This is a genomic window from Gordonia amicalis (genome assembly GCF_022059885.1).
Taxonomy (GTDB): domain Bacteria; phylum Actinomycetota; class Actinomycetes; order Mycobacteriales; family Mycobacteriaceae; genus Gordonia; species Gordonia amicalis.
Genome location: NZ_CP091855.1, coordinates 3,240,766 through 3,265,982, shown reverse-complemented (window position 1 = coordinate 3,265,982; position 25,217 = coordinate 3,240,766). Strand labels below are relative to the sequence as shown.

Below are 25,217 nucleotides of genomic sequence, written 5' to 3'. Positions count from 1 at the left end.
GCCTCGGCTCAGGCGGTCTCGGGCTGCGGCCGGTAGATGGCGTCGGTGATGCGGTTGGCGATGTCGGCGTGGGTGAGAAACCGGGCGGGGGACAGCAACTCGGCGCACACGGCGCTGACCATGAACTCGACGGCGGCCTCGGGACTGGGGGACAGGTAACTGGCCACGGGTGATTCGGTGATGAACGCCAGCGCACGGTCGGTCACGATGTCGATCAGTGTCGGATGTCCCTCATGCCGGATCAGCCAGGGCGTCAACGATGCCGCGTCGTACCGCAGAGCGGCCTGGACCAGCTCGTTGTTGGCGTTGTAGTCGAGCACCTCGCGGACGAGCATGTAGATCGTGTCCCGCGGGTCGTCGGCGAATCGCAGGCGGCTCAACATGACCCGTTCGAGCGCATCGAGCTCCGAGGACACGATGGCCGAGAGCAGCTGGTCGCGCGAGGCGTACCGGCGGTAGATGGTGGCCCGGCTGATGCCGGCCTCCTTGGCCACGGCCGCCAGAGTGAGCGCGCCGACACCGACTCGACGCGCAACGGCGCGTGCCGCACTCGTCAGGTCTTCGCCGCTGGACATTCCGCCATCCTAGAACACCCTCCTGCGACACCCTTGCCGAATTTGTCTCACGTATGAGACTCTTCGGTCATGCCTGTATCAGACCTGACCCGGACGAGTACACGCGAGACCGACGGAGAATCCCCGTGGGATTCTCAGCACGAAGAGTTCGACTACGTGGTCGACGACATCGACGGCGAGATCCCGCAGTCCCTGCGTGGCGTCCTGTACCGGATCGGTCCGGGACGCTTCGAGATCGGTGGGCACCCGATGACCCACATCTTCGATGGAGACGGGATGGTGTCCCGTCTCGACATCTCGCCAGACGGGGTTCACTACCGGAATCGGTACGTCCGCACGCGCAGTTTCAAGCGCGCCAACGAGACCCGACTCCCGCCGAAGGGGTTCAACACCCAGCGGGTCGGCGGTCCGCTGGCGAATGTCCTCAAGTTCCCCGAGAACATGTCCAACACCAGCGTTCTCGTCCACGACGACGTTCTCTACTCCCTCTGGGAGGGCGGCCGACCGCACCGCCTCGACGCCGAGACACTCGAGACGTACGGCAGCGAATCCTTTGACGGCGGGCTGAAACGCCTGGGCGCGTTCTCCGCGCATCCGAAGATCGATCCGCGCACCCGCGGGGTGTTCAATTTCGGGCTCGACTTCTTCCCGCGCCCGATGCTCCGCTGCTACCGCCTCGACAAGTCGCGTCGCCTGCACAGCGTCGGCACGGTGCCCATCCCGAAGCTCGGCTTCGTCCACGACTTCGCACTGACCGAGCGTCATCTCGTGTTCGTCCTCGGGCCGCTCGTCGTCAGCCGGCCCATCCCGGTCGCGCTCGGGTTGCGGCCGTTCGGCGAGGCGCTGTCATACAAACCGGAGTTGGGCACGACCATCGTCCTCGTACCGCGTGACGGCGGGAAAGCCACACGCATCGAGACGGATTCGTTGTTCCACTTCCATGTGGCGAACGCCTACGAAGCCGGACCCGAGACCGTCGTCGACATCGTCGCCCACGACGCGACCGGCGGATGGACGCAGTGGAACAACTACCTCTGTAACTTCCGCGCCAAGGCCGGACCCGCGTTCGGCGGTACTCTCACCCGCCTGCGCATCAATCGCAACACCGAGGCGGTGACGCGCGAACAGCTCAACGAACTCGGTTGTGAGTTCCCGCAGGTTGATCCGCGGCTCGTGACCACCGCACACCGCTATACGTATTTGGCTGAGGCCTCCGTACGCGGTGGCGACCCCGATTCGATCACCACCGTCGACACGACGACCGGCACCCAGGATCGGTACACCACACCGGGCAACACCGTCTGCGAGCCGCTGTTCGCCGAGGACCCCGAGAACCCGGGCGAGGGTCGCGGCTGGTTGCTCAGCCTCGAACACCGGCCGTCGGACAAGCGTTCCCGGTTGGTCGTGCTGAACGCCGAACGTCCGAGCGCGGGCCCGGTCGCGGCGGCCACCCTCCGGCATCACGTGCCCATGACCTTCCACGGGGCGTACAAGGCCGTCGCGGATTGAGCGGTGGGGGCTGGCTTCGACGCGGTTCCTCGCTACGCTCGGTACCGGCTCAACCAGCAGTGATGCCGTCGCAGATTGAGCGGTGGGGGCTGGCTTCGACGCGGTTCCTCGCTACGCTCGGTACCGGCTCAACCAGCAGTGATGCCATCGCTCCCTGAGGTGTGAGAATCGTGGAGCCTACCGCTCCAGATAACTCGCGCGAGCGGCTTTCATGGCGTCGATCCGGCGGCGGAGCAGCTGTTCGGCAGCATTCCGGTCCGAGTCCGAGAGGTCACTGTCCGCCATAGCGGCGAGACGTGTCTCCTCCGAGACGATCTCGTCGCTCAACAGCTCTGCCGACATCTGGCGGGTCAGCAGATCCTGGTCGACCCAGTCGGCGGCCGGGATCTGTTCGACCAGTTCGTGTTCGCGACGCTCGGTCATGACGTGCGTTCGAATCGGAACAGCTTGCGGGCGTTGAGTTCCACCATCTTGTGGACGTCCTCGTCGGGGACGTTCACCATCTGCTCGGCGACGACCTTACGGCTGTTGGGCCAGTTGGAGTCGCTGTGCGGGTAGTCGCACTCCCAGGTGATGTTGTCGATGCCGACGGCGTAGCGGTTGTCGATGCCGTGCTGGTCCTCGATGAAGCACCCGAACATGTGCTTGCGGAACACATCCGACGGCCGGACCGTCTGGTTGATGTTCTGGTAGTAGCGGTGCTTCTCCCATGTGGCGTCGATGCGTTCCAGCATGTACGGCACCCAGCCGATGCCGCCCTCGGACAGCGCGAACTTCAGCTTGTCGTGGCGGTGGAACACCGGTGAGAACAGCAGGTCAGCGGTCGCGTACATCGAATTGCAGCCGAACAGGGCGATCATCACCGCCATCGGCGCCTCGGGTGCGGTGATCGGCGGCTTGCCCGACGTACCGAAGTGGATCGACAGCACCTGATCGTGGTCTTCACATGCGTCGAAGAACCGATCCCAGTGGTCGGTGTGGTACGACGGAAGTCCCAGCGGCACCGGGTTTTCCACGAACGAGATCGCCCGGGCGCCCCGGTCGACGGTCCGCTCGATCTCCTTGATGCACAGGTCCACATCCCACAGCGGCATGATCGTCATCGGGATGTAGCGGTCGGGCGCGGTGGGGCACCACTCGTCGAGCACGTAGTCGTTCCACGCCTGCACACACAGCAGGGCGAGATCCTTGTCCTCGCCTTGGAGGAAGACGGTGCCGGCGAACTTGGGGAACGACGGGAAGCACAGCGCCGCATGGACACCGTCGATGTCCATGTCGGTGATCCGTGCCTTCGGGTCGTAGCAGCCCGGCAGCATGTCGTCGTACCGCACAGGTTCGGCGCCGTACTCCTCGGGTTTCTTGCCGGCGACCGCGTTGAGACCGATGTACGGGTAGACGCGACCTTCCCACTGCCACACCTGCGCGGGCGGGTTGCCCTCGTTCATGACCTTCTCGATGATGCGCGGACCGGCGTCGAGGTACTTCGACGGCAAGCGGTCCTGCCACAGCATCGGATGCTCGATGAGATGGTCGTCGGTCGAGATCAACTGCATGTGGTCTTGCAACGGCATGGTGGATGCCACTCCTCAGATCAGGTGAATCCGGTGATCGTGCAGCGGGGTCACTGTGCGTGTCCCGCCTTGGCTTCGGCGTCGCGGGTGAGTCCCGCGGCCAGGATGAGTTCTTCGTGCAGTTCGAACCACACGGTGTGGTACGAGTCGGCGATCGGCCTGGCCAGCCACGAGGTGTCACCGGCGGTCAGCTTCGCCAGCGCCTCGTCGAGTTTGGTGCCGTACCGCGACAGTCGGGGCAGGTGACGTCCGGCCTCGTCGACGACCACCGAGACGCGGTCATGGATCTCGGGGAGCCTGGCCAGGACGCCGGCGTCATAGTCGGCGTCGTCATGCGGGTTCGGTTGTCCGTCACGGAGTTGCCAGTCGGTGATGAGCGCCTTGAAGTCGCCGTTGACATCCCGGAACGACGAGTACGCCGCCGCGAAGGCGTCGGCGTCGATGTCTGCGCGCTCGGCGGCGAGCAACTCCGCGAGGCGCTCACGACCGGATTCGCTGACGCGGACGAGCGGTCCCTTGGCGATCACGTGCTCTGCGGCGACGAGTTGATCCAGCATCTGCTGCAGTTCGGTGGCATCGAGTCCGGTCGTCGCGCTCAGCTGCTCTGCCGTCGCCCGACCCTTGAGTCGAACCGCTTGCAGCACATCGAGTTCGGTCATCGTCTGCATTCTCCTCGAGTCGGGTTCAGCGTTTGGCGATCGTGAGATCCGACGAGTCGATGACCCATGTCGACGGTGTGACACCCTCGTCGCGCAGTTGATATTTCAGGACCTTGCCGGTCGCGTTCTTCGGCAGTTCCGGCCGGAACTCAATGTAACGCGGCACTGCGAAGTAGGGCAGTTTGTCCAGCGACCAGGCGCACAATTGTTCTTCGGTCAGCGTCGAATCCTCGACGAGGATCGCGGTCACCTTGATGTCGTCTTCGGTGAACTCCGACGGCACGGCATGCACGGCGACTTCGGACACGTCTGGATGGCTCCGGAAGGTGCGTTCGAGTTCGAAGCTGGAGATGTTCTCGCCGCGGCGCCGCAGATAGTCCTTCTTGCGGTCGACGAACCAAAGCCAGCCGTCGTCGTCGAATCGGCCGATGTCGCCGGTGTGGAACCAGAGACTACGGGTCACGGCGAGTGTGGCCTCCGGGCGTCGCCAGTAGCCCTCGAACATGATGTGCGGGCGTCGGGGTCGGAGGATGATCTCGCCGGGCTGACCGTCGGGGACCTCGTTGTCCTCGTCGTCGACGATCCGGACGTCGAAGTCGTTGTTGCGACGGCCGGCGCATCCGAGCGGCGGGGACATGTCGGGGGGTGTGCTGGTGATGTAGGTGGCCTCGGTGAGCCCGAACACCGCGCTGCCGGCCGACTTCACGCCGAAGCGGGTCCGCCAGGTCTCGATCAGTTCCGGGGTCCACGGCGCACCGCCGACCTGCACGATCTGCCCGTGGCAGCGCAGCATCTCCGGGGTGTCGGGCATCGAGGCGATGAGCGAGATCATCACGCCCAGGATCGAGACCCGCCGTGCCCCGGTACGTTCCACCTCCGGCCAGAAGTTCGACAGCGAGAACCGCGGGGCAATCGCCAGCGTCGACTGGTTGACCGCCGTCGCGAGCACCGACGTCGCCGCCGCATTGAGGTGGAAGAGGGGGAGCGGCGTCCAGAGGGTATGGCTGCGATCGCGTTTCGCCGCACTGGTCGCGGCCAGGTTCGCGGCATAGTTGTGGCTGATCATGCAGCCCTTCGACGGGCCTGTGGTGCCCGACGTGTAGATCAGCATCGACAGGTCGCGGTAGCCGACCGGTACCGGAGTGAACTTCTCACCGACGCCGACGGCGTCGACCTCCGCCAGGGGCAACGCGGTGACCAGGTTCAGGGACGCGCTCGCGTCCCCGCGGTAGGCGAGGTGAGTGAGTTCCGGCAAGCCGTCCTCGATCTCGAGGAAACGCTGCGCGTAGTCCGCTTCGACGATGGCGACCTTCGCGCCCGAATCGGCGGCCTGGTGCCGGAGGAAGTCGGCCTTCAACGCGGTGTTCACCGGCACCCAGACCGCGCCGAGAGCGTTCGCGGCAAACCAGGACACGACGGCGTCGGCGTTGTTGTCGAGGACGCACAGCACCGTGTCTCCGGGACCGACGCCCAGCGACCGCAGGCCGACCGCCCGACGGAGAGCGCGGTCCCACACCTCGCGATAGGTCAGCACGTCACCGGAGAAGTCGAGGAAGACGGCGTCGCCGGCGTCGCGGACGGCGCGTTCGACGATGTTGATGACGGTGTCGGTCCGGCCCGGGCCCCACGTGACGGCCGCATCCGGGGTGACGGTGTCGGCAGACTCGGTCACAGCGGTCATTCGTCATCCCCCCAGGTCGTGGAGTCCAGGGCTGCGCGCGCAGCGGTGAGTTTGTCGAGCAGCGATGCCGTGGCCGCCGACGGGTCGACGGCGTCGATGATCGCCTCGAGTTCGATGAGTTCCGGGCTGTCGGAGATCTTCCAGGCCGTCAGCTCGAGCGCACCCGCGCGTATCTCGCCGTTGTTGCCGTCCACGGTGACGACCTGACCGGCGAACGAGGTGATCGTTCCCGCGCCACAGCCGACGACGGCGGGTCGTCCGATCTCGCGGCTCACCACCGCGGCATGCGATGTCGCGCCACCGAGTTCGGTGACGATCGCGGCGGCGGCGAGCATCCCGTGGATGTCGTCCGGACTGGTGGTGGCTCGTGCCAGCACCACGTCCTGGTCGTCAGCGGCTTCGATGACCTCGTCCGGGTCGGTGATCACCACACCGCTGGCCACCCCCGGGCAGGCGGGCAGACCCGTCGCGAGAAGTGGGGCCGCAAAACGTGTCTCGGGCTGCAGCGCGGGCTTGAGAAGGGTCGCGATGTGCGACGGTTCGACGCGACGGACGACCTCGCGGTCGTCGATCGCGCCCTCGTCGCGGAGGGCGAGAGCGAATCGGACGGCAGCGGCCGCTGATCGTTTTGCGTTGCGCGTCTGCAGAATCCAGAGCTGTCCGTCCTCGACGGTGAACTCGATGTCCTGCACGTCGGTACCGAGGCCCTCGAGGGTGCGTGCGCTGTCGAGGAGTTGGCGGTGAACGTCGGGCAGGACCTCGCCGAGGGCGTCGATCGGGTCGCAGCTGTGGGTTCCGGCGACGACGTCCTCGCCCTGACTGCAGGCGAGCCATTCACCGAACGGTTCGAGCGCACCGGTCATCGGATTGCGGCTGAAGAGCACGCCGCTGCCGGAGCGATCGTTGAGATTGCCGAAGACCATGGCCTGCACCACGACCGCGGTTCCTGCATCGTCGTCGAGGTCGTGGTGTGCCCGGTAGGCCCTGGCGCGGTCGGTGTTCCACGATTCGAAGACCGCCTCGATCGCGCCGCGCAGCTGCTCCCACGGATCCGCCGGAACCTCGCCCGCGCCGTCGAGCACGATCTTGGTGTACATCTCGACGAAGCGTTGCCGGGTGTCGGTGGCGAACGACTCGCCGCATTCCGCCGCGAGTGAGTCGCGCACGTCGTCGTCGAGTCCGAGGTCGAGGATGGTGTCCATCATGCCGGGCATCGATTGGGCGGCGCCGCTGCGAACACTCACCAGGAGCGGGTGCGGCCCGTGGGCGAAGGTACGCCCGGTCTCGGACTCGAGCCACGTGAGAGCCTCGCGGATGTGGGGCCAGACACCCTCCATCACCGTGTGCCGGTCCCGTTGCCAGGCTCGGCACGCGGCGGTGGTGATGGCAAAGGCCGGCGGTACCGGCAAACCGTGCCGCCGCATGGCGTCGAGGCCGTACCCTTTGTTACCCACGAGCATTCGATCGAGCGGCACCGATCCGTCGAGCCGGATCACGTGTGCCAACCCGCTGCCGTGGCGGTCTAGCGTCGCGGTAGCTATCGTCCTCACCTCCTCCGTACCTGTATAACTATGTCATACAAGTGTGGCCGGTGTCACCAAGACGGTCACAGTGTGAGCGAGGAGCGCGAAGATGACCCGAAACGGCACGTCATGGCAGCCTGAGGCGGGATTCAGCCCCTATGTCGACGGCCGGTGGACCGACACCGACGGCCCGGTCAACGAGGTTCTCGATCCCGCCACCGAAGAAATCCTCGCGCAGGGGCACGACGGCACGGTCCGTGAAGTCGAGGCCGCGGTCACCGCAGCGCGGACCGCTTTCGACGAAGGGCCATGGGGCCGGATGTCGGGTTCGGACCGTCGTCGAGTCCTGACCGGGTTCGCCGAGGCGCTCGACAAACGACGCGCCGAGATCGCCGACCTGGTGATCGCCGAGACCGGCGCGATCCCGGCGATCGCCGAACGACTCCACGTCGGCGTGGCTCTCGATCATTTCGCCTGGGCCGTCGAACAATCCGACCGGGACTGGACCCGCCCACTGCCGCCGCTGCCCGGCCACACGCTCGGCACCGGCGTCGTGATGAAGGAACCGTGCGGAGTCGTCGGCGCGATCAGTGCCTACAACTTCCCGTTCTTCCTCAACATGGCCAAGCTCGGCGGTGCACTGGCGACCGGGAACACGGTGGTCCTCAAACCGTCACCGATGACCCCGCTGGAAGCGTTCGTGCTGGTCGACGCCGCGCACGACGCCGACCTCCCCCCAGGTGTCCTCAACATCGTGTCCGGCGACGTCGAGGTGAGCCGGTCGCTGACCACCGATCCGCGGGTTGACGTCCTCACGTTCACCGGATCGGAGCGTGTCGGCGCACAGGTGAGCGCCCAGGCCGCCCCGAACATCACCCGGGTTCATCTGGAACTGGGCGGCAAGTCGGCGCTCATCGTGCGCTCCGACGCCGACCTCGCCGACGCCGTCGGCTACGGGATGAGACAGCTGATCACGCAGGCGGGACAAGGCTGTGCTCTGACGACACGGCATCTCGTGCACCGTGACGTCTACCGCGAGTACGTCGCCATGCTCACCGCAGCCGTATCTCGCGTGCGCACCGGGCCGCCACGTGACAACGGGGTGGGTATGGGCCCGCTGATCAGAGAACACCAGGTGGCGCGAGTCGAGCACTACGTCGAACTCGCTCGCCGGGCCGGTGGCGTCATCGAGACCGGGGGAGCACGCACCGCCGGCCTCGACCGCGGCTTCTTCTACGACCCGACCATCATCACCGGCCTCGACAATTCGGCGACCACCGTGCGCGAGGAGATCTTCGGTCCGGTCGCCGTCGTCCTGCCCTTCGACGACGACGCGGAGGCGGTCCGGATCGCCAACGACAGCCCATACGGACTGGGCGGCCACATCTACAGTGCCGACACCGCAACCGCTTTCGCGATGTGCCGGCAGATCCGTTCCGGCTACCTGGCCATCAACGGCGGTGCCGGAGCCATGCATCCGGCCGCACCCTTCGGCGGGTTCAAGCGCAGCGGTCTCGGGCGCGAATACGGCGAAGAAGGCCTGGAAGCGTTCCTCGAGACAAAGAGCATCAGCTTCCACGCGGGGTGAGTTGCGATGGAGGGCTGGCGACGTCAACTCACCAGGCCTTCGAGGCTCGTCGCTTGCGCTCCTCGCACCTCAGGCTGCGATGGGGGGCCGCGCTTTTCATGCCGCCGCGGCGGTGGCGTCAGTCGGTGACGTCCCACTCCAACGGCAGGGTGATGAGTCCGGACACCGAACCGACATGATCTTCGACGGTGGCGCCGCCGGGTACCCGGTAGTCGGGAATCCGCTTGTGCCACTCCTCGATCACGATTTCCAGTTCGAGGCGTGCCAGATGCGAACCGAGGCAGCGGTGCCGGCCGGCACCGAAGGCGATGTGTCGGTTCGGACTTCGGCCGAACACGATCTGCTCGGGGTCCTCGAACTCCTCGCGGTCTCGGTTGGCGGCCGCGGTGGAGAGGATGAGCCGGTCACCGGCCTTGACCAGGCAACCGCCGAGTTCGGTGTCGCTCTTGACGACTCGGCTGGTGTTCACCACCGAGCGCGCTCGCAGCATCTCCTCGGTCACCTCACGGGGGGTGACGGTTCCGTCGACGATGAGGGCCCGCTGCTCCGGATGCGCGGCCAGGTATCGGAACGTGTAGCCGAGTGCGTTGGCGACGGTGTCGAGCCCGGCCATCCAGAGCTGGAAGGTCATCGACAGCGCCTCTTCGTCGTCCATCGGGCGGCCGCTCTTGAGCGGCTCGGTCACGATGACGCTCATGAGATCGTCGCGCGGGTCAGCCCGCCGTTCGGCGAGCATGCCGGCGAGATAGCCCATCACCTTCTTGCGCACACCCAGACGGATGGCGAAATCCGGATCGTCCTCGGGTTTGGAGTGCATCAGCGAGTCGATCCACGCGAGCAGCATCGGCGCGTCGTCGACGGGCATGCCCATGATGTCGAGGAAGACTCTGGTGGGTAGATCCTTGGCGAATTCGGCGACGAACTCGATCTGTCCCTTCGGCGCGAGGGCGTCGATGAGGTCGCAGGCGAGCTGCCGGATGTCGTCGGCGCGTTCGGCGATCGCCTTCGGTCCGAAGTGCGGCGAGATCAGCGAGCGGTACTCGGTGTGCATCGGCGGATCGATCTCGACGGGGATCCAGCGCTTCTTCTTCTCGTACGCCTCGTCGGGTTCGAAGGCCTCGACCGAATCGCTCGAAAACGTCTCCCAGTCCTGGAATGCTGTGAGGACCTCGTCGTAGCCGAGGACGTACCAGATCGGACGAGGCGCCGCGGTACGGTTAACCTGCACGGGACACGCATTGCGGAGTTCGTCCCAGCGTCCGAACTGGTCGGCCCGCGCGGGCTCGTCGGTGCGGTGGTCGAAGGTGGTGTCATATGCATTGCCGCTGGGCGCGATCTCGGACATCGGTGGTTGCCTCGCAGTCTCGTCGGCACGGGTTTCGCTGGCCCAAAGCTACCACCGGGATCGCTAACTTAGTTACCCTTCTGGGAACTGGTCGCGAATCTGCCCGCGCCACATCAGCCCGACCCGCGCCCGAGGGAGCCCCGACATGAGATTGCGACTCGACCGAAACCTCTGTGTCGGTCACGCACAGTGTTTCGCCACCGACCCCGACCTCTTCCCGATCGACGACGAGGGCTTCAGCCTGGTCGACGATCAGGAGGTTCCGGCGGACCGGCTCGCCGCCGCGCGCGCCGGCGTCAACGCCTGCCCCGAACGCGCACTCCGACTCGAGGAGGACGCGTGAACACCACGGAATCAAACAACCCGGCGTCGAGCAACCCGGGGTCGACGGAGGACTGGCGGACGCGACTGACCGACCTCATCGCGGACTACCGGTCACGAACGCCGGACAAGTCGAGAAACCGCTACCAGCGTGCCCGGGACTGGCAGGCAGAGCTCGACGACCACGGACTCGCCGCTCCGGCGTGGCCGCGCGAGGTCGGGGGCCTCGACCTCGCTCTCGACGACCTGCTCGACTACTACCGGATCACCTCGGCCGCCAAGGTGCCGTCACATCCCTGTCCGCTGTCGATGATCGTGGCGCCGACCCTGATCGCGCACGGGACCGACGCCCAGAAGGAACGGTTCCTCAAGCCGTTGTTGCGGGCGGATGAGCTGTGGTGCCAGGGATTCTCGGAACCCGCGGCCGGCAGCGACCTGGCTTCGCTCACCACCCGGGCCGTCCGTGACGGCGAGGACTATGTGGTGAGCGGTCAGAAGATCTGGACGAGTCAGGCCGACCGCGCGGACTGGATCTTCGCGCTGGTGCGGACCACGCCGCTCGAGCCCGGGACGAAGCGCTCCACCTCGGGTATCAGTTATCTGCTGATACCGATGACGAGTCCCGGCATCACCGTCCGGCCGCTCCGGGACATCAGTGGCGCAGCCCATTTCGCCGAGGTCTTCTTCGACGAGGTGCGCGTCCCGGTCGCCAATCGCATCGGCGCGGAGGGGGAGGGATGGTCGATCATGCGCACCTCCCTCGGCCACGAACGCGCGACCGCGTTCCTCGCCGATGAGTTCCGCTACCGCCACACCGTCGACCGCGTTGTCAGCCTGGTCATCGAGCAGGGTCTCGCCGACGACCCGTTGATCCGGCAGCAGGTCGCCGGCCTCGAAATCGGCGTGCAGTCGGTCGCACAGAACAGCGCCCGTGCGCTCGCGGCAGTTCTTCGTGGGCAGGATCCGGGTGCCGTCGCGTCGGTGAACCGACTCGTGAAGTCGGAGTTCGAGCAGCGTCTGCACGCTCTGGCGCTGCGCGCGACAGGCGAAGCGGCAGTGCTGGATTCACGTGCTGACGGCGCCTGCGACGGCGGCCGGTGGACGTACGGATACCTGATGAGTCGTGCGACGACGATCGGCGCGGGTACCGCAGAGACCCAGCGCAACACGATCGCCGAGAAGGTTCTGGGCCTGCCGTCCTCACGCGGCGAACGCGTCGACGAATCGTCGGTCGTGGCGGCCGGCGAACCGATGGCGGTGGCCGATGACGACGAACGCGAACTGCGCGCCGCGCTCGCGGGAGCTCTGAAGTCGGCCCTCGACCCCGCCGACCTGCTGGACCGGTCTCGCGCCGTCGACGCCACCGACGAACGGCTCTGGTCGGATCTCGTCGGCTTCGGCCTACCGGCGTTGCACGTCCCCGCCGACGCCGGGGGAGCAGGCGCCGACGTGCGGTTGCTGTGTGCCGCGATCGAGGAATGCGCGAAGGTGATCGCGCCGGTTCCCCTGCTGCCCACAGTCGTCGCGGCATCGATCCTGCACGCGGCCGGGGCCACGGAAACGTTGGGCGCCATGGTGTCCGGGAGTGTCGTCGTGCCCACGTCGCTGCCGACAGACCACGCCTGGGGTCGCGGGCGCGACGCGGCACCGGTCTGGGACGGAACGTCGTTGCGCGGCGAACAGCGCCTGGTCCCAGGCGCGCCGCTCGCAGCGTCGTTCCTCGTTCCGGCGCAGCGCGACGGTCGTCCGGTGTTGCTTCTCGTCGACCGGCAGCCGGAGACCGTGGCGGTGTCGGCGCAGCAGGCGTTCGACCGCAGTTCGACGATCGGGACCGTGACCTTCGACGGCGCCGAAGGCACCGTCCTCGCCGAGGGCGAGGCATTCGACGCGATCGCGGCGAGCGTCCGGCCCATCGCGCTGCTCGCGCTCGGCGCCGATGCGGTCGGTGTGACCGCGCGGGCGGTCGCCCTGGCGGTCGACTGGGCGGGTCAGCGCGAACAGTTCGGTCGCGCCATCGGTTCATTCCAGGCCGTGTCCCATCGGATCGCCGATGCGGCCGTCGCGCTCGAGGGCGCCCGCAACCAGATCCTCGGCGTCGCGGCGACCATCGACGAGACGTCGCCGAACGTCGCCGACCTCGACTGTGGCGTCGACCTGGCCGTGGCCTCCGCGCTCGACGCCGCCATCACCGCCTCCGAGAGCTGCATCCAGGTGCTGGGCGGGATCGGTTTCACCTGGGAACACCCTGCTCATCTGCTCCTGCGCCGGGCCCGATCCACTGCGGTGCTCGCCGGTGGCGCCGATGTCCTGCGCGATCGGGCGGCGACGCATCTTCTGTCGCCGAAAACGTGACCACAGTCTCAGCCCACGAAGTACACTTGGTAAACCTTGTGAGGTTCGGCCGAAGGAATGAGAGGGGCGCTTGTGCGCGTATTGATTACCGGGGTCAGCGGTCTGGTGGGCCGGACCACGGCTGCCCGGCTGGTCGGAGCCGGCCACGACGTGGTCGGGCTCAGTCGCAGCGCACCCCTCGAACTACCTTCGCAGGTAACCCACGTCCGTGGTGACATCTCCGACGACGCCGTGCTGACCGAGGCCTGCGAAGGCATCGACGCGGTCATCCACTGCGCCTTCATGCTCGACGCCCGTGAGGGACTCGACGCCATGGAACGGACCAACGTGGGCGGCACCCGCAAGCTGATCGCCGCCGCCGAGAAGGCCGGCGCACGCCGTGCGATCTTCCTGTCGTCGGTCACCGTCTACGGCCCGCGCAGCTCCGAGGACGAGCCGCCGCGCACCGAGGCGAGCGGCGCGACCCCGCATCCCGATCAGCCCTACGCCGTCCACAAGGCCGAGTGCGAGCGGTTGTTCGAGCAGTCCTCGATGTCCTCTGTTCTGGTTCGCGCGGCCATCATCCTCGGGCGCGGAACCGACAACCGCCTGCAGGAGAACCTCGCCGGCGCCAATCACATCGGCGCGAGCGGACCCGAGTACCCCTGGCAGGTCATCCATCACGACGATGTCGCCGCGTTCCTCGCCCTGGCGATCACGTCCGACCAGGAGGGTGTCGTCAACCTCGCGGCCGACGAACCCGTCAGTCAGCGCCGCATCGCCGAGATGCTCGATCGCAAGCTGCTCGCTCTTCCGCGCGGCGCGATGATCAACGCCGCCAAGGTCGCCGGGGGCATGCTGCACATCACCGCGGGCGAGGTGGCCGCGGCTCTACGAATGCCCATGGGCGACCTGACCGAACTCCACGAGAAGTGGGGCTTCACCGCGGTGTGGAACGGTCCGGACACCGTCCTCGACACCCGGCTCGCGGTCGTCGGCCGCACCACCAGCAGAGGTCGCGTCGTCGCGGCGAGGGGCCGGATCCCGTACCTCCACCAGATCGTCGCCGCCGATGCACCGCCCGCCGATGGTGCGCCGCTGGCGTATTCGGGTCCCGAGGATCTGCGCGGCGAGTTCGACACCCCGATCGACCGCCGGTTCCCGGTCTACTCGCAGACCAACCTGGCCGAGGCGCTGCCCGGCCCGTCGACCGCACTCACGCTCGACGTCCAGGGTCGCGCACTGCGCGGCACCACCTCGGCAGTCGCCGAGTTACTCGGTCTCCCAGGCGCTTTGCGGACCGAGGCATCGGCCCGTCTGCAGGCCGTGCACGCCCACCGCATGTACATCAACGCGTCCGCGACCTACCACGTGTCGCTGGCCATGCCGGGCACCAACCCCGACGAGCTCGCGGCCCAGTTCACCGGCACCCACGCCGATGAACTGCCCGGCGGGCAGGCAGCCATCGAGGGAACTTTCACTCCGCCTGCGCAATCCGCGGCGGCGAAGGCGAAGTCCGCGGCAGCGGTCGGTGCCCGCGTCGTATCGCTCGTCCGGACATCGGAACTCGACGTCGACGAGGTTCGCGCACAAACCACACGACTCGAGGGTTTCCTCGACGAACTCGACACCATGTCCGACGCCAAGCTGCAGCAGGTGCTGCTGCTCGCGGGCGATCTGCTCGCCTACGCCTGGACGGTGCAGGGTGTGGTCAACCTCCTCGGCGGAGCGGCCCTGACCGTCGCGTCGAAGAACTCCGACGAGAACCTCGATCTCGGCGACGACCTGGAGAGCGGCGCGACCCTGCGGGGGGTGCGGGAACTCGCCCTCGCCGCGGCCGCCGACCCCGACATCCTCGCGCTCCTCGCGGACCGCTCTCCGGGACTGCCCGACCGGGTCGCCCAGCAGGCTCCGGACTTCTGGAAGAAGGTGTCCAGGGCACTCGATCGCTTCGGCCACCGTGGACCGGCCGAATCGGAGTTCGACGCCAGGTCCTTCTCCGACGACGTCCACAGCTTCCTGGTCACCGTCGGCCGGGCCGCCGCGGGCGCCGAGGCCAAGCCCGAGCACTCCGGCGCACCGCGCAAACTCTCGGTGCCGCAGCGAATCGCGGCGAAGCTGCTCCGGCAGCGGGAACAGAACCGCGACCGCTGTGTTCGTCTCACCTGGATCATGCGCCGACTGGTACGTGAACAGGGCCGACGCCTCGCCGCGCAGGGCCGCATCGACGCCCCCGACGACCTCTTCCATCTCACACTGGGCGTGCTCATCAATCCCCCCGAGGGAGTTCGCGAGACCATCGCACGACGAAAGGCCGAGCGCGAGAAGCTCGAACAACTGCACATGCCGCCCATCTTCGCCGAGAAGTGGCAGGCCGCCGAGGTCTTGAAGCCGCTCGGGGCGGGAGAGAAACTCGGCGGTATCGGCATCTGCGGCGGCGAGGTCGTGGGCCGGGCGCGAATCGTGGAGCCGCACACCATCGACGACGTCGAGCCGGGCGAGATCATGATCGCCCACGTCACCGACATCGGTTACACCGCACTGTTCGGTCACGTCGCCGCCGTCGTCACCGACATCGGCGGAGTGATGTCGCATGCCGCCGTGGTCGCCCGTGAATTCGGTGTCGCGTGCGTCGTCGACACCCAGGTCGCGGCGTCACGCATCCCGAACGGGGCACTGGTCGAGGTCGACGGTGCGGCCGGCACCATCACCGTGCTCGAGGTCGGGTCGGCGGATCAGGCTGCGCTGGTGTCGAATCCGGGATGAGCACGCCCACACCTGGCACCGCAACGGCCGCAATCCGTGCCATCGTCTTCGACTGGTCCGGGGTCCTCACCGAGTCGCCCCTGTCCGGGTTGCGCCGGTACAGTGCCGAACTCGGCCTCCCCGAGACCGCACTCGACCGATTCGTCCGGGGCGATAGGGAATTCGCGAAGGTCGAGCGGGGGGAGTTGTCTGTTCGCGACTTCCTCAAGGGCGTCTGCGTCCGGGTACGCGACGAGCACGGCGTCGAGGTCGAGATCCGACGGCTCGGCGCCGCCATGGCCGACACCCGTACCTTGCGGCAACCCATGCTGGAGCTCGTCGCCGAGCTCAGCGGTCGCTACACCCTCGCAGTCCTGACGAACAACGTCGCCGAGAACCGGGATCACCTGGCGTCGACGTTGCCGCTCGACCACTTCGACTTCATCCTCAACTCCGCGGACGTCGGAGTGCGCAAACCCGACCCACTGATCTACCGGGAGCTGTTGCGGCGCCTGGGTTGTGACGGATCGGAGGTCGTCTATGTCGACGACTTCGCCGAGAATCTGCCGCCCGCAGCGGAACTCGGGATGACAACGATCGAGTTCACCGATCCCGACGAGCTGCGGGCGCGCCTCGCCGGGCTGGGTATCTGAATCACGTTGCGTTTTGTCCCGCTTGCGGTGGTTGCCACTCTGGATGTGAGTCACTCCTGATGGGGAGGAGCACACTGTGAGCATGTCACCGGGTTACACGGTCGAGGAGATCGAAGCTCTTGTGGAGGAGTACATGGCTCTTCGGCAGGGGCAGAAGGGACCGTGGCTGAAAGCCAGGTCGATCAGTAAGTACCAGCTGCACCGATGGCGCCAGGCCTATCTGGCCGGTGACCTGGCACGCGGCCTGGTGAGCTTGTCAAGATGTCTGTGTAAGAACGTGACTCTTGTTTTCTTGTGGTCCGTGGGGTTTAGCTGAGGTGGGGTTCGATCCGGTCGGGGTAGGCCAGAGCGAGTTGTCCGAGGGCCTGCTTCCAGTTGGTGACGACCTGTCCCTCGACCAGTCGTCCGAGGGCCTTACGGGGCTGTGACCGCCTGGTCCCGCGTTCTTTGAGGCGTTGAGCGGCTCGTTTGTCTTCGATGTCGCAGATGGCCAGCCACAAGAGTTTTCGGACCGCGATGTCGTTGGGGAAATGTCCGCGGTTCTTGATGACCTTGCGGAGCTGGTAGTTCAGCGACTCGATCGAGTTGGTGGTGTAGATGACTTTGCGCAGCTCGGGCGGGAATGCCAGGAAGGGGATGAACCGATCCCAGGCTCGGTCGAAGGCCAGTGCTGCACTCGGATATTTGGCGCCTAGTTCCGAGTCGCGGAAGGCTTCCCACTCGCGGCGGGCGGTCTCGGCGTCGGGGGCGGTGTAGATCGGTTTGATCGCCCGAGCGACGTCTTTGCGGTCTTTGTAGTTCACGAACCGCATCGAGTTGCGGATCAGATGCACCACGCAGGTTTGCACGGTGGCCAGCGGCCAGGTCGCCTCGATCGCTTCGGGGAATCCGGTGAGCCCGTCACAGCACACGATCAGCACGTCCTTGACACCGCGGTTGGCCAGATTCGCACACACCCCGGCCCAGAACTTGGCGCCTTCTTCGGCCTGTATCCAGATTCCCAGCACATGCTTGATGCCGGCCATGTCGACGCCAATAGCGATGTGGGCGTGCTTGTTTCGGACATGGGCGCCGTCTTTGACCTTCACCACCAGGGCGTCAAGGTAGATGACGGGATACAACGGCTCCAGCGGCCGGTTCTGCCATTCATCGACCGCGTCGAGGACCTCGTCGCAGATCTTCGAGATCGTCTCGTGCGAGAGATCGGTGCCGATCGTGGAGGTCAAATGGTGTTGGATGTCGCGCAACGTCATGCCGCCGGCGTAGAGCGAGATGATGATGTCGTCGAGGCCGCCGAGGCGGCGCGAGCCCTTCGGGACCAGCCGCGGGGTGAACGTGCCGTCACGGTCACGAGGAATGTTCAGCTCGACCGGCCCGGCCTCCGAGGCCACCGTTTTCGGGCTCGACCCGTTACGGGCGTTGGGCAACTCCCGCCCGGCCGGATCGCCCTTGGCATAGCCGAGGTGATCGGTCAGCTCGGCCCTCAGACCGCGTTCGAGGGCCAGTTTGATCAGACCTGGGATCAACCCGCCTTCGCCGGTGATCTGGACCTGGCCGGTATCGATCTGGGCGAGCAGCTCATCGACCATGCCCGAGGCCTGTAATGCCTCGGCGACTTCCGCGGTCGAGCGCGGCTCGGCCAGTTCAGGCAACTGCTCGTCGTCGTGGCCCTGCTGCTTGTCGTCTAACGCCATGCTCATAGATCTTCCTCTCACTGATGAGCACTGGACTTACACAGACCATCTGACACCCCCGGCCTGGTGCCGCGTGACTCGGTGACCCGCCCGGACGCGATCCGACGAGCGATCGAAGCCGAGAAACAATTAGAAGCTCAACAGCGTGCTCATGCCGACGAGCTCAAACGGTTACATCGGCAGATCGAGACCCTGCAAGGCGGTAACGCCGCATTGGGAAAAGCTATCGGGCTCTTGCGCGAGTTGGACTCGCAAGAGCCCGGGACGACACCGGACGATCCCACCTGCGAGAAATGAGGTTCGGCCTGATCGCCGAACTCACAGCCTCGGGGTATTCCCAGCGGTCGGCGTCGACGATCGCGGGGGGTATCGCGCGGATCGTTTCACTACCGTCACCGGCCACGACCTGCGGTGTCACATCCGATCGCCCAACGAGACCGGGCCTATCCCAGCCGGCTCAACACCGCCGACGTCGCGGCGATTAGCGAGTTGATCCAGGCCGGCTGGTCTCAGGGGCAGTCGGTGCTCGATACCTTTGCCCGCACCTGGGATTCGGGCCGGTACTTGGCATCGCCGCGCACCTGGTATCGCATCGCCAACCGGGTCGATCAGTCCACCCGCCCCGCCTCGCCACGCCTACGCACACGTTCCCCACGGCGGGTGCCGGTCGTGGCGGCCACCGCCCCCGGACAGGTGTGGATGTGGGATATCACCGACCTCAACGGCACCTACGTCGGGCAGCGATACAAGGCGTACTCCATTCAGGACCTGTACTCCCGCAAAATCATCGCGTCCTGCGTGGCACCGCGCGAGGACGAAGACATTACGGCGGGGTTGTTTGCTGCAGCATTCGACACCCATCAGATTCCACGCATCATCCACTCCGACAACGGGTCAGTCATGCGGTCAGGACGACTGGCCCAGCTGTGTGCGGCGATGAACGTAACCATGTCGTTCAGCCGTCCACGTGTGTCGAATGACAACCCGTACAAGGAATCTGAGTTCCGCACAATGAAGCACCGGCCGTCATATCCGACGACTTTCGACGACATTCACAGCGCTCGGGACTGGGTCGAGTCCTACGTCGACTGGTTCAACGTCGACCACCACCACCGTGGACTGGCATTGTTCACTCCGCAATCAGTCCACGACGGCAGCTGGCGGAGGCACCACAGCGTGCGCGCCTCAACACTCAACACCTACTACGAGCACAATCCCGACCGGTTCCGCCGTCGTCGTTCCAGCGTGCACCGCCCGCGCAGTCGCGTCGGCATCAACCTGCACCACGAGCACAACCAGATCGCACTAAACACGAACTAGTGACTCAACACAGGTTGACACCCACCGTTGCCGGGACAAAACGCAACCTGATCGGAAAGGCCGGTAGCCGTAACCCCTCTCGGCCGTATCGAGGTCAGCTCGCCGGGTGGTTTCGACGCGGCTCCTCGCTGCGCTCGGTGCCGGCTCAACCACCGGAGGGACCCCTCGCTGCGCTCGGTGCCGGCTCAACCGACGGGACATGGCTCCGGGCAGGGGACGCCTACCCGCTCGTTGAGCCGGTAGCGAGCGCCAGCGAGCCACCGCGTCGAAACGAGCAACCACCCCACAGACCTCAACCAGCGGAGGGGCCGGTGCCGGCTCAACCGACGGGACATGGCTCCGGGCAGGGGACGCCTACCCGCTCGTTGAGCCGGTAGCGAGCGCCAGCGAGCCACCGCGTCGAAACGAGCAATCACCCCACAGACCTCAACCAACGGAGGGGCCGGTGCCGGCTCAACCAACGAGACATGGCTCCGGACAGGGGGACGCCTACCCGCTCGTTGAGCCGGTAGCGAGCGCCAGCGAGCCACCGCGTCGAAACGAGCAACCACCCCACAGACCTCGACCAGCGGGGAGTCAGTCCATCACGTCCCGGACACGGGTGTTCTCGTGTCCGGCGAGGAGTGCCTGGTTCGAGTTCTTCATGTGCCGCTGCCAGTGGGCGGCGGCCTCGGCGCCGTCGCCGGCGCGGACGAGGTCGACGAGCTTCTGATACGAGCGGATGAGCTTGGTGTACTGCGACCGCGGCATCGGGCCGTCGTGGATGGTGCTGGCGATGTGCCGCTCGGCGATCTCGTTGAGCATGCCCGCGATCATCGCCATGGCCGAGTTGCCGGACAACTCGATCATCCGGCGATGGAACCAGACCGACGCCTGGGCCATGGTGCCGTTCTCGTAGGCGTCCTTCAGCTCGTTGTCGATGATCGACTGCAGTTCATCGAACGCCTTGGCGTCGCCCGTGTCCGCGAGCATCTCCGCCGCCGCCGGCTCGATGACCTCGCGGGCGCGCATGACCTCGGCCAGCGACGTCCCCGACAGTTCGAGCAGGAGGCCCGCCGGACGCGCCACGATCTCGGGGCCGGGGATGCGGATCCGGGCGCCGGTACGGGAGCCACGACGCACCTCGACGAGACGCTCGGACTCGAGGACGCGGACCGCCTCACGCAACGTCGGGCGGCTGACCTGGAAGTGGGCCATCAGATCGGCTTCGTGGGGAAGGAAATCACCCTCGTTCAGCTGGCCGTCGACGATCATCCGGCGCAGGGTGCGCGCCACCAGTTCCGCGGTCTTGGGGGACCGGATCGCACCGGAGGTGGTCGTGGGGACCATCATGGGAGCCAGGTTGACAGGCTTGGTCATGGGTATCTTCCTCTCGCGTCACCAGGACGCTCCCTGATGTGAGCGCGATGGCCGAACCGAATCTGAAACACTGGCCGATCTGATACACCCAGTTGTCAAACTCAGTGATACAAGTCGATTCTACCCAACAGTAGCGAGGTGGTCGCGCGCAAAACCGATCGCGGCGCCGGTGAAGCGTGCCCGGGCCCGACGACCGACGAGGAAGCCCGGACACGACAGGAACCCGACATCGGGCAGATCCGTGCGTTTGCCGAGCATCTCGGACGCCTGTGCGGTGTCCCCGCAGATCGCGATCGACCACAGCATCTCGTCGGAGACATGGTCGCCGATGGTGGTGGGCGACTCACGGAAGGCGTGACGGATGGCGGCGACCTCATCCTGCCACCCGTGGAGTTCGACGAGAGGGTCGTAGGTCTTGACGGTGAGATAGAAGGCGATCTGGCGGCGCGCGGCAGCGATCGCGGCTTCGGGATCCTCGTCGTCGACCGCGGTGATGACCCATCCCCAGCGGGTGATCTCGTCCACCGCCCGCCCTGAGTCGGCGGCGCCCACCGCGAGTTCGGGTGCGACGGCCTCCGACCACCAGCGATCGGTGAAGATGCCGTGCCCGAGGATGCCGTCGGCGTCCCGGCCGACCGTCCGCACCATGTACTTGTTGAACGCGCCGATGAGAATCGGGACGTCGAGCGGACCGAAGACGGGGGCGCGCACATCGGCGTCGATCGAATAGAAGCGACCGTCGAACGTGATGCGCTCACCGTTCTCGGCCGTGAGGAACGCGCGGATCGCCTGGATCAGCTCCGACATCCGCGGCGCGGCGTGGCTGGAATCGACGCCGAACCAGTCACGATTCATACGGAAGCTGCCCGCCCCCAGTCCGAGGAAGACGCGTTCAGGAGCAAGACGATGAAGGTGCCGCACCGCCGAGGCATGGACGAACGGAGACCTCGCGAACGCGTAGGCGATGCCCGGACCGACGACGGCCGACGACGTGCCGAGCGCCATCTCGGTGGAGGTGACATAGGCGTCGACGTCGGCGAACTCTCCGGTGCAGAAAGCGATCGCGCCGGTGGCTTCGGCGGCCCGTGCCTGTTCGGCACCCGGCCAGGGCAGACCCCACTGCATCGCAACCTCCATACATCGCTGGATCGGAACGGTCGACGACCGACCACTTCCGCAAGTGTAAGCAGGATAACTTAGTAATACATGTAAAGTCCCAGATGCGTTCGGTCCGACCGATCGCTGTCGGCAGTTCGAGTAGAGGCGAGGAGACCATGGACGTCGGAAGCTTTGAGACTGTGGAGGTGACGCTGTCCGACCACGTCCTGACGATCACTCTCAACCGACCGCAGGCGCTCAACTCGTTCAACCGGGCGATGCTCGACGAGTTCACGCGGCTCTGGGCTCTTGCGGCAACCGAGGACGACGTCCACGTCATCGTGTTGCGGGCCAACGGCGACCGCGCCTTCTCGACCGGCGTCGACGTGAAAGAGGGCTACCAGCTCCACGAGAATCCCTTCAGCCGAACCGATCCCGGCGCGCATCTGTCGCCCAAGCTCAATCACTGCTGGAAACCGCTGATCTGCGCGGTCCATGGGATGGTCGCCGGCGGCGCGCTGTACTGGCTCAACGAGGCCGACGTCATCATCGCCGCCGACGACGCCCAGTTCTTCGATCCGCATGTCTCCTACGGCCTGGTCGCAGCTCTCGAGCCGATCGGACTGGTCCGGCGCATCCCGATCGGTGAAGTGCTGCGCATGACGTTGCTCGGGCTGGACGAGCGGATGTCGGCGCGCCGGGCCCTCGAGATCGGTTTCGTGACCGAAGTACTGCCGCGCGAGCAACTCTGGGACCGGGCCGCGCAGCTTGCCGCCCGCATCGCCGCCAAACCGCCGGTGGCCATCCAGGGCTCGGTTCGGGCCATCTGGGAGTCCCTGGACTCGACCCGGTCCCATGCCCTGGCGACCGGCTTGTCGTACACCGACATCGGCAACCCGATCTCCACCCAGCAGGTCACGCGAAGCGAGGTACGTCATGACGGTTTCGATGTCCGCTGAACCCGGGACCGAGACAGAATCGGCGGAGGATTTCCGTAGCCGGGTGCGCGAGTTCATCGCCGCCCATGCGCCGGACATCCCGCCGCGTGCCGGGGTGCGCAGCGCGGACGACGCGGCGGAACTCGAACTCCTGAAGACCTGGACGGCCGAGCTCTACGGAGCCGGTCTGGCCGGCGCCGACTGGCCGACGGAATACGGTGGACGCGAGGGCTATTCGCCGCGTCACGACATCATCGTGGGGGAGGAGCTCGCCCGAGCCGGGGTGCCCGGTGCACCGAGTGCCGGCACGCTGGTCGCACACGCGCTTCTCGGACACGGATCGGACGACCAGCGTCGTCGGCACCTCCCGGCGATCCGATCCGGCCGCGAGCTGTGGTGTCAGCTGTTCAGTGAGCCCGGCGCGGGCAGCGACCTCGCGTCGCTGCGCACCCGCGCCACCAAGGTCGACGGCGGGTACCGGATCAGCGGGCAGAAGGTCTGGACCACCGACGGTCATTGGGCCGACTACGGATACCTGTTGGCGCGGTCGGATCCCGCTGCCCCCAAACACAAGGGGATCACCGCGTTCGTCCTCGACATGTCGACGCCCGGAGTCACCGTGCGTCCGCTCCGCGAGATCACCGGCACCTCCGACTTTAACGAGGTGTTCTTCGACGACGTCTTCGTCCCCGATGACGCGGTCATCGGGGATGAGGGCAACGGCTGGCGCATCGCGTCGGAGACCCTGAGCCGGGAACGGACCAACGTCGGTGCGATCGTCGTCCGGCTGGAACTCACACTGGCCGCGATCACCGAACTCGCACGCACCGTGACGATCGATGGTGCACCGGCGATCTCGGACGGCGCCGTCCGGGAGCAGCTCGGCGCCTTCACGGCCGAGGTGACCGCACTGGCGGCGCTCACCACCGACAACATCGACCGTTGGCTGTCCGGCGCCGAACGGATCCACGACGCCGCCATGGGCAAACTGATGTTCTCCGAACTCAACCTCGCGATGGCCGAGTTCGCACTCGACCTGTGCGGAACGCCCGGCCTCGAACTCACGCCGGACATGCACCGGTGGCAGGACGAGTGGCTCTACGCGCGTGCGTTCACCATCGCCGGCGGCACGTCGGAGATCATGCGCACGATGATCGCCGAGCGCGGGCTCGGGATGCCCCGCTCCTGACGCCTGACGAAATCCCGGCGGGTCAGGAGACCAGCGCGCGGCGCCGTTCCCGCACGCCGCCGTCGATGTTCCCGTTCACCTTGATGCGTCGTAGGTACAGGTGGAGGTCGTGCTCCCAGGTGAAGCCGATCCCACCGTGCACCTGCTGGGCGAGTCCCGCAACGGAGTTCGCGGCGTCGGCCGCGTAGGCCACCGCGGCATCGACCGGCCGGCGACGATCCGAAGCCTCCGACAGCGCGAGCGAATCCACGGCTGCACCGAGAGTCGCCTGCGCCGCGGAGACCCGGACGGCCATCGTCGCGCAATGGTGCTTGACCGCCTGGAACGAACCGATCACCGCACCGAATTGCTCACGCTGTCCGGCATATTCGACCGTGCGGGTCAGCAGTTCCTCGGCGGCACCGACGGAGTCGACGGCGCGGTGGACCGCGATGGCGTCCCGGTACCACGACGCCGTCCCGACCGGGAGGGCCACGCGCTCTGCGGCATCGACGTCGAGTCGTGCCCGAGCCCACGGGCGAGTGAGGTCCAGGGTGGCGAACGTCTCGATCTTCCTCCGGGAGGCGCCGGCGGGAAGGACGAACAGCGCATCATCGTCGGTCAGCACCACGAGATCGCGATCAGCCGGGTCCGGCAGGACGACGAAAGGTGCGCTGATCGCCGCGATCCGGTCACCGTGCAGCGACTGACCGTACGGTGACGTCACCACCGTGACGACGCGGTCACCGGACGCGTGGGCGTCAGCGAGGTCGGCGCGACCCGCGAGTTCGAGCAGCCACGCACCGAGGGCGAGATCCGCGACCGGCAGCGAACTCGCGGCCCGACCGTGTTCGGCGGTCAGGACCGCGAGGTCGGGATGGGTGCCGCCCGCATCGGCGGTGAGGATCGAAGCGAGACCCGACTCGCGTACGTGGGTCAGGGCACGGGGATCGACGGACGCCAGCCCTTCCGGGGCCCCCGCTCGTCCGGACTGGGACCGCAGATGGTCGATCGGATCGTGCTTGCCGAGCCATGCCCGTTCCGACTCGGCGAGTTCCCGCTGCTCCGCGGTGATCATCGGATCAAACCTCCCATACTTCTACGCTCACCTAGTAAACTATGTAATCTACCTGTGCGGC

At 66.6% G+C, this 25,217-nt stretch carries 21 protein-coding genes; 10 read left to right on the top strand and 11 right to left on the bottom strand.

Annotation, left to right across the window (positions count from 1 at the left end; all coding sequences use genetic code 11):
- Nucleotides 1-8: 8 nt before the first annotated feature.
- Entirely contained in the window at nt 9-575 is a 567-nt protein-coding gene (locus IHQ52_RS14970) for a TetR/AcrR family transcriptional regulator (RefSeq protein WP_024497973.1), read from the bottom strand.
- A gap of 69 nt (nt 576-644) precedes the next feature.
- On the opposite strand from IHQ52_RS14970, the gene IHQ52_RS14965 reads away from it, so the two are divergent.
- Complete coding sequence (locus IHQ52_RS14965; protein ID WP_024497972.1) at nt 645-2,084, top strand: carotenoid oxygenase family protein; 1,440 nt, start codon at nt 645-647, stop codon at nt 2,082-2,084.
- A gap of 177 nt (nt 2,085-2,261) precedes the next feature.
- Here IHQ52_RS14965 and IHQ52_RS14960 read toward each other — a convergent pair whose 3' ends face one another.
- Genes IHQ52_RS14960 through IHQ52_RS14940 form a run of 5 tightly spaced genes read right to left on the bottom strand, consistent with a single transcriptional unit; the run spans nt 2,262 to nt 7,455 of the window.
- Complete coding sequence (locus IHQ52_RS14960) at nt 2,262-2,507, bottom strand: hypothetical protein (RefSeq protein WP_024497971.1); 246 nt, start codon at nt 2,505-2,507, stop codon at nt 2,262-2,264.
- On the bottom strand, nt 2,504-3,655 hold the full coding sequence (locus tag IHQ52_RS14955) for an amidohydrolase family protein (protein ID WP_024497970.1): 1,152 nt from the start codon (nt 3,653-3,655) through the stop codon (nt 2,504-2,506). The genes IHQ52_RS14960 and IHQ52_RS14955 overlap by 4 nt, the downstream gene beginning before the upstream one ends.
- Nucleotides 3,656-3,705: 50 nt before the next feature.
- Entirely contained in the window at nt 3,706-4,314 is a 609-nt protein-coding gene (locus IHQ52_RS14950) for a hypothetical protein (protein ID WP_024497969.1), read from the bottom strand.
- 25 nt (nt 4,315-4,339) lie between these two features.
- Nucleotides 4,340-5,995, bottom strand: coding sequence for an AMP-binding protein (locus IHQ52_RS14945; RefSeq protein ID WP_024497968.1), 1,656 nt, complete (start codon nt 5,993-5,995; stop codon nt 4,340-4,342).
- Entirely contained in the window at nt 5,992-7,455 is a 1,464-nt protein-coding gene (locus tag IHQ52_RS14940) for a pyruvate, phosphate dikinase (RefSeq protein ID WP_051349569.1), read from the bottom strand. The genes IHQ52_RS14945 and IHQ52_RS14940 overlap by 4 nt, the downstream gene beginning before the upstream one ends.
- 172 nt (nt 7,456-7,627) lie before the next feature.
- On the opposite strand from IHQ52_RS14940, the gene IHQ52_RS14935 reads away from it, so the two are divergent.
- A complete protein-coding gene (locus tag IHQ52_RS14935; RefSeq protein WP_024497966.1) occupies nt 7,628-9,106 on the top strand; it encodes an aldehyde dehydrogenase family protein in 1,479 nt (492 codons plus the stop codon).
- 118 nt (nt 9,107-9,224) lie between these two features.
- Here the strand turns inward: IHQ52_RS14935 and IHQ52_RS14930 are convergent, their stop codons facing one another.
- On the bottom strand, nt 9,225-10,451 hold the full coding sequence (locus IHQ52_RS14930) for a cytochrome P450 (protein WP_024497965.1): 1,227 nt from the start codon (nt 10,449-10,451) through the stop codon (nt 9,225-9,227).
- A 145-nt stretch (nt 10,452-10,596) separates the two neighbouring features.
- Between IHQ52_RS14930 and IHQ52_RS14925 the strand changes: the two genes are divergently transcribed.
- The 4 genes from IHQ52_RS14925 (at nt 10,597) to IHQ52_RS14910 (ending at nt 16,501) form a co-directional block, all read left to right on the top strand.
- The gene (locus tag IHQ52_RS14925) at nt 10,597-10,794 is read left to right on the top strand and encodes a ferredoxin (protein ID WP_024497964.1); all 198 of its coding nucleotides are present in this window, start codon (nt 10,597-10,599) and stop codon (nt 10,792-10,794) included.
- Entirely contained in the window at nt 10,791-13,124 is a 2,334-nt protein-coding gene (locus IHQ52_RS14920) for an acyl-CoA dehydrogenase family protein (RefSeq protein WP_024497963.1), read from the top strand. The genes IHQ52_RS14925 and IHQ52_RS14920 overlap by 4 nt, the downstream gene beginning before the upstream one ends.
- 72 nt (nt 13,125-13,196) lie before the next feature.
- Nucleotides 13,197-15,869, top strand: a complete 2,673-nt coding sequence (locus tag IHQ52_RS14915) for an NAD-dependent epimerase/dehydratase family protein (protein ID WP_193748656.1) — start codon at nt 13,197-13,199, stop codon at nt 15,867-15,869.
- A complete protein-coding gene (locus IHQ52_RS14910; protein WP_024497961.1) occupies nt 15,866-16,501 on the top strand; it encodes an HAD family hydrolase in 636 nt (211 codons plus the stop codon). The genes IHQ52_RS14915 and IHQ52_RS14910 overlap by 4 nt, the downstream gene beginning before the upstream one ends.
- A 308-nt stretch (nt 16,502-16,809) precedes the next feature.
- Here the strand turns inward: IHQ52_RS14910 and IHQ52_RS14905 are convergent, their stop codons facing one another.
- Complete coding sequence (locus tag IHQ52_RS14905; protein WP_096274036.1) at nt 16,810-18,201, bottom strand: IS256 family transposase; 1,392 nt, start codon at nt 18,199-18,201, stop codon at nt 16,810-16,812.
- Nucleotides 18,202-18,276: 75 nt separating this feature from the next.
- Between IHQ52_RS14905 and IHQ52_RS14900 the strand changes: the two genes are divergently transcribed.
- Nucleotides 18,277-18,492, top strand: coding sequence for a hypothetical protein (locus tag IHQ52_RS14900; RefSeq protein ID WP_232512981.1), 216 nt, complete (start codon nt 18,277-18,279; stop codon nt 18,490-18,492).
- A 114-nt stretch (nt 18,493-18,606) separates the two neighbouring features.
- Nucleotides 18,607-19,515, top strand: coding sequence for an IS3 family transposase (locus tag IHQ52_RS14895; RefSeq protein ID WP_024499204.1), 909 nt, complete (start codon nt 18,607-18,609; stop codon nt 19,513-19,515).
- Between the two features lie 576 nt (nt 19,516-20,091).
- Here IHQ52_RS14895 and IHQ52_RS14890 read toward each other — a convergent pair.
- Both IHQ52_RS14890 and IHQ52_RS14885 read right to left on the bottom strand, forming a co-directional pair.
- Nucleotides 20,092-20,874, bottom strand: coding sequence for a FadR/GntR family transcriptional regulator (locus tag IHQ52_RS14890; protein WP_024499205.1), 783 nt, complete (start codon nt 20,872-20,874; stop codon nt 20,092-20,094).
- Between the two features lie 120 nt (nt 20,875-20,994).
- On the bottom strand, nt 20,995-21,999 hold the full coding sequence (locus IHQ52_RS14885) for an LLM class flavin-dependent oxidoreductase (RefSeq protein WP_024499206.1): 1,005 nt from the start codon (nt 21,997-21,999) through the stop codon (nt 20,995-20,997).
- A gap of 149 nt (nt 22,000-22,148) precedes the next feature.
- Between IHQ52_RS14885 and IHQ52_RS14880 the strand changes: the two genes are divergently transcribed.
- Together IHQ52_RS14880 and IHQ52_RS14875 are read left to right on the top strand one after the other, a co-directional pair.
- A complete protein-coding gene (locus tag IHQ52_RS14880) occupies nt 22,149-22,931 on the top strand; it encodes an enoyl-CoA hydratase/isomerase family protein (protein ID WP_024499207.1) in 783 nt (260 codons plus the stop codon).
- The gene (locus tag IHQ52_RS14875) at nt 22,921-24,099 is read left to right on the top strand and encodes an acyl-CoA dehydrogenase family protein (protein ID WP_024499208.1); all 1,179 of its coding nucleotides are present in this window, start codon (nt 22,921-22,923) and stop codon (nt 24,097-24,099) included. Before IHQ52_RS14880 ends, IHQ52_RS14875 begins: the two co-directional genes overlap by 11 nt.
- A 22-nt stretch (nt 24,100-24,121) precedes the next feature.
- Here the strand turns inward: IHQ52_RS14875 and IHQ52_RS14870 are convergent, their stop codons facing one another.
- Entirely contained in the window at nt 24,122-25,156 is a 1,035-nt protein-coding gene (locus IHQ52_RS14870) for an acyl-CoA dehydrogenase family protein (protein ID WP_024499209.1), read from the bottom strand.
- Nucleotides 25,157-25,217 lie beyond the last annotated feature (61 nt).

Coding starts and splice junctions, on each gene's coding strand:
- IHQ52_RS14970 (WP_024497973.1), bottom strand. CDS start 575: ATGTCCAGCGGCGAAGACCTGACGAGTGCGGCACGCGCCGTTGCGCGT.
- IHQ52_RS14965 (WP_024497972.1), top strand. CDS start 645: ATGCCTGTATCAGACCTGACCCGGACGAGTACACGCGAGACCGACGGA.
- IHQ52_RS14960 (WP_024497971.1), bottom strand. CDS start 2,507: ATGACCGAGCGTCGCGAACACGAACTGGTCGAACAGATCCCGGCCGCC.
- IHQ52_RS14955 (WP_024497970.1), bottom strand. CDS start 3,655: ATGCCGTTGCAAGACCACATGCAGTTGATCTCGACCGACGACCATCTC.
- IHQ52_RS14950 (WP_024497969.1), bottom strand. CDS start 4,314: ATGACCGAACTCGATGTGCTGCAAGCGGTTCGACTCAAGGGTCGGGCG.
- IHQ52_RS14945 (WP_024497968.1), bottom strand. CDS start 5,995: ATGACCGCTGTGACCGAGTCTGCCGACACCGTCACCCCGGATGCGGCC.
- IHQ52_RS14940 (WP_051349569.1), bottom strand. CDS start 7,455: ATGCTCGTGGGTAACAAAGGGTACGGCCTCGACGCCATGCGGCGGCAC.
- IHQ52_RS14935 (WP_024497966.1), top strand. CDS start 7,628: ATGACCCGAAACGGCACGTCATGGCAGCCTGAGGCGGGATTCAGCCCC.
- IHQ52_RS14930 (WP_024497965.1), bottom strand. CDS start 10,451: ATGTCCGAGATCGCGCCCAGCGGCAATGCATATGACACCACCTTCGAC.
- IHQ52_RS14925 (WP_024497964.1), top strand. CDS start 10,597: ATGAGATTGCGACTCGACCGAAACCTCTGTGTCGGTCACGCACAGTGT.
- IHQ52_RS14910 (WP_024497961.1), top strand. CDS start 15,866: ATGAGCACGCCCACACCTGGCACCGCAACGGCCGCAATCCGTGCCATC.
- IHQ52_RS14905 (WP_096274036.1), bottom strand. CDS start 18,201: ATGAGCATGGCGTTAGACGACAAGCAGCAGGGCCACGACGACGAGCAG.
- IHQ52_RS14890 (WP_024499205.1), bottom strand. CDS start 20,874: ATGACCAAGCCTGTCAACCTGGCTCCCATGATGGTCCCCACGACCACC.
- IHQ52_RS14885 (WP_024499206.1), bottom strand. CDS start 21,999: ATGCAGTGGGGTCTGCCCTGGCCGGGTGCCGAACAGGCACGGGCCGCC.
- IHQ52_RS14880 (WP_024499207.1), top strand. CDS start 22,149: ATGGACGTCGGAAGCTTTGAGACTGTGGAGGTGACGCTGTCCGACCAC.
- IHQ52_RS14875 (WP_024499208.1), top strand. CDS start 22,921: ATGTCCGCTGAACCCGGGACCGAGACAGAATCGGCGGAGGATTTCCGT.
- IHQ52_RS14870 (WP_024499209.1), bottom strand. CDS start 25,156: ATGATCACCGCGGAGCAGCGGGAACTCGCCGAGTCGGAACGGGCATGG.